Source organism: Oleiphilus sp. HI0067 (genome assembly GCF_001635735.1).
Genome location: NZ_LWFI01001046.1, coordinates 1 through 1712 on the forward strand (window position 1 = coordinate 1; position 1712 = coordinate 1712).

The following is a 1712-nucleotide window of genomic DNA, read 5'->3' on the forward strand; positions in this document are numbered from 1 at the left end:
TAATCTTTCCACAAGTAATTAAGGTTTCAATGCCAAACATCTTGGCAACGTTCATCATGCTATTCAAGAATACAACTTTCTTATTGATCATTGGTATTTTTGAATTGTTGAGTACAACACAAACCGCACTTACAAACTCAAATTGGTTAGGAGGGCATGCTCCTGAAGGGTATATATTTGTAGCTGTTGTATTTTGGGTGTGTTGTTTTGGTATGTCGATGATCAGTGCAAATATCGAGAAGAAACTAGATACGAGTCATAGGAATTAGAGGTTATTACACATGAGTGATAATACACAAGAAACAGTTCAGACCGCTTCTTCTGATGAACCGGTAATACAAATTAAAGATTTAAACAAGTGGTACGGAAATTTTCATGTACTGAAAAACATCAATTTAGATGTAAAGAAGGGCGAGAAGATAGTAATTTGTGGTCCTTCTGGTTCCGGTAAATCAACGATGATTCGTTGTATCAATCGCTTAGAAGAATTCCAACGCGGTTCTTTAGTGGTTAATGGAATTGAGATGATTGAAGATGTTAAGAATATCGAAACTATTCGTCGCGAAGTAGGGATGGTATTCCAGCACTTTAACCTGTTTCCGCATTTAACGATTCTAGAAAATCTCACCTTAGGGCCAATTTGGGTTCAGAAAAAGCCGAAAGAAGAAGCAGAAGCAACGGGAATGAAATACCTAGAGCGCGTTAAAATACCGGATCAGGCGAATAAATTCCCTGGACAGTTATCTGGTGGACAACAACAGCGTGTAGCGATTGCTAGGTCTCTATGTATGAACCCACAGATTATGTTGTTTGATGAGCCAACATCTGCGCTTGATCCAGAAATGATTAAAGAGGTTCTCGACGTGATGGTCGAGCTAGCTGATGAAGGGATGACGATGCTTTGTGTTACCCATGAAATGGGCTTCGCCAAAAAGGTTGCTGACCGAGTCATATTTATGGACGCGGGAGAAATCGTTGAACAGAATACGCCCGATGTATTCTTTGATCACCCTGAAACTGATCGCTTGCAGCTGTTCCTCAGTCAAATACTTGATCATTAAACTAAAAAGGCGGGGACTTGATCAGTTACCCGCCTTTTTAATGTTCTATGCTTTAATCGCTGCGTTCGTAGCTGCTGATTCCTCACTTCTTTTTCGTTCAAGAAGTTTCTTAGTTTGATGATCTAGAAACGTGCCTAGCGTATAAGTAATACCAAAAAGAACAGATAATGCAGCTAAAAGAAATGCGACATGTACATCAATAAACATGTTTAAAATATCCCTAATTAAATTTAAACGCCCTTTTAAAACGCTTGTTTGAATTTCGAAAAAGATAGTATACAAATTAACCATAAAGATCAACATTTAACCATTTGGTTAGTTTATACTTGAGATAATCTACCTTTCTAAAAGGGCTAGGTCCTCGAGAGAGTTTGCATTGTCAAAACAAGCAGAAGGGCCGGTTGCCCAAATAACCCCTTCATCTTCAAGCCACTTAATTAACTTAAAGTGCCGTGAACTAATCGCACGCATTACCGAACCAAGAGAGCGATTAGGTAGACAGCAATGTAATGGGTGCTTTTGATTGTTCTGTATTAAAGCGACGGGTTTTAAATCAGTCCCTGATTCAAGCTGCGTGATAATGTGGTTAGCAATAACGGTAAAGCATTCAGATGTAACAAGAGGCGTGTCGCAAGGTGAGATAAATAACAC

3 protein-coding genes and 1 pseudogene are annotated in these 1712 nt (G+C 39.0%); 2 read left to right on the forward strand and 2 right to left on the reverse strand.

All coding sequences use genetic code 11. The features are described 5' to 3' along the window. Both A3739_RS14405 and A3739_RS14410 read left to right on the forward strand, forming a co-directional pair. Positions 1–269: pseudogene (locus A3739_RS14405) on the forward strand (amino acid ABC transporter permease); the annotation flags it as partial. 12 nt (positions 270–281) lie between these two features. Continuing rightward, positions 282–1061 (forward strand): amino acid ABC transporter ATP-binding protein, encoded by a 780-nt coding sequence (locus tag A3739_RS14410; RefSeq protein ID WP_068474940.1) that lies wholly within the window; start codon positions 282–284, stop codon positions 1059–1061. A 45-nt stretch (positions 1062–1106) separates the two neighbouring features. Here the strand turns inward: A3739_RS14410 and A3739_RS28825 are convergent, their stop codons facing one another. After that, positions 1107–1268, reverse strand: a complete 162-nt coding sequence (locus A3739_RS28825) for a hypothetical protein (protein WP_156502538.1) — start codon at positions 1266–1268, stop codon at positions 1107–1109. Positions 1269–1397: 129 nt separating this feature from the next. Next, a partial coding sequence (locus A3739_RS30900) for a molybdenum cofactor guanylyltransferase (protein WP_231877084.1) occupies positions 1398–1712 on the reverse strand: 315 nt, incomplete at its 5' end.

Excerpts from the sequence above, each read along its gene's own strand:
- A3739_RS28825 (WP_156502538.1), bottom strand. The coding sequence starts at position 1,268 with ATGTTTATTGATGTACATGTCGCATTTCTTTTAGCTGCATTATCTGTT.
- A3739_RS14410 (WP_068474940.1), top strand. The coding sequence starts at position 282 with ATGAGTGATAATACACAAGAAACAGTTCAGACCGCTTCTTCTGATGAA.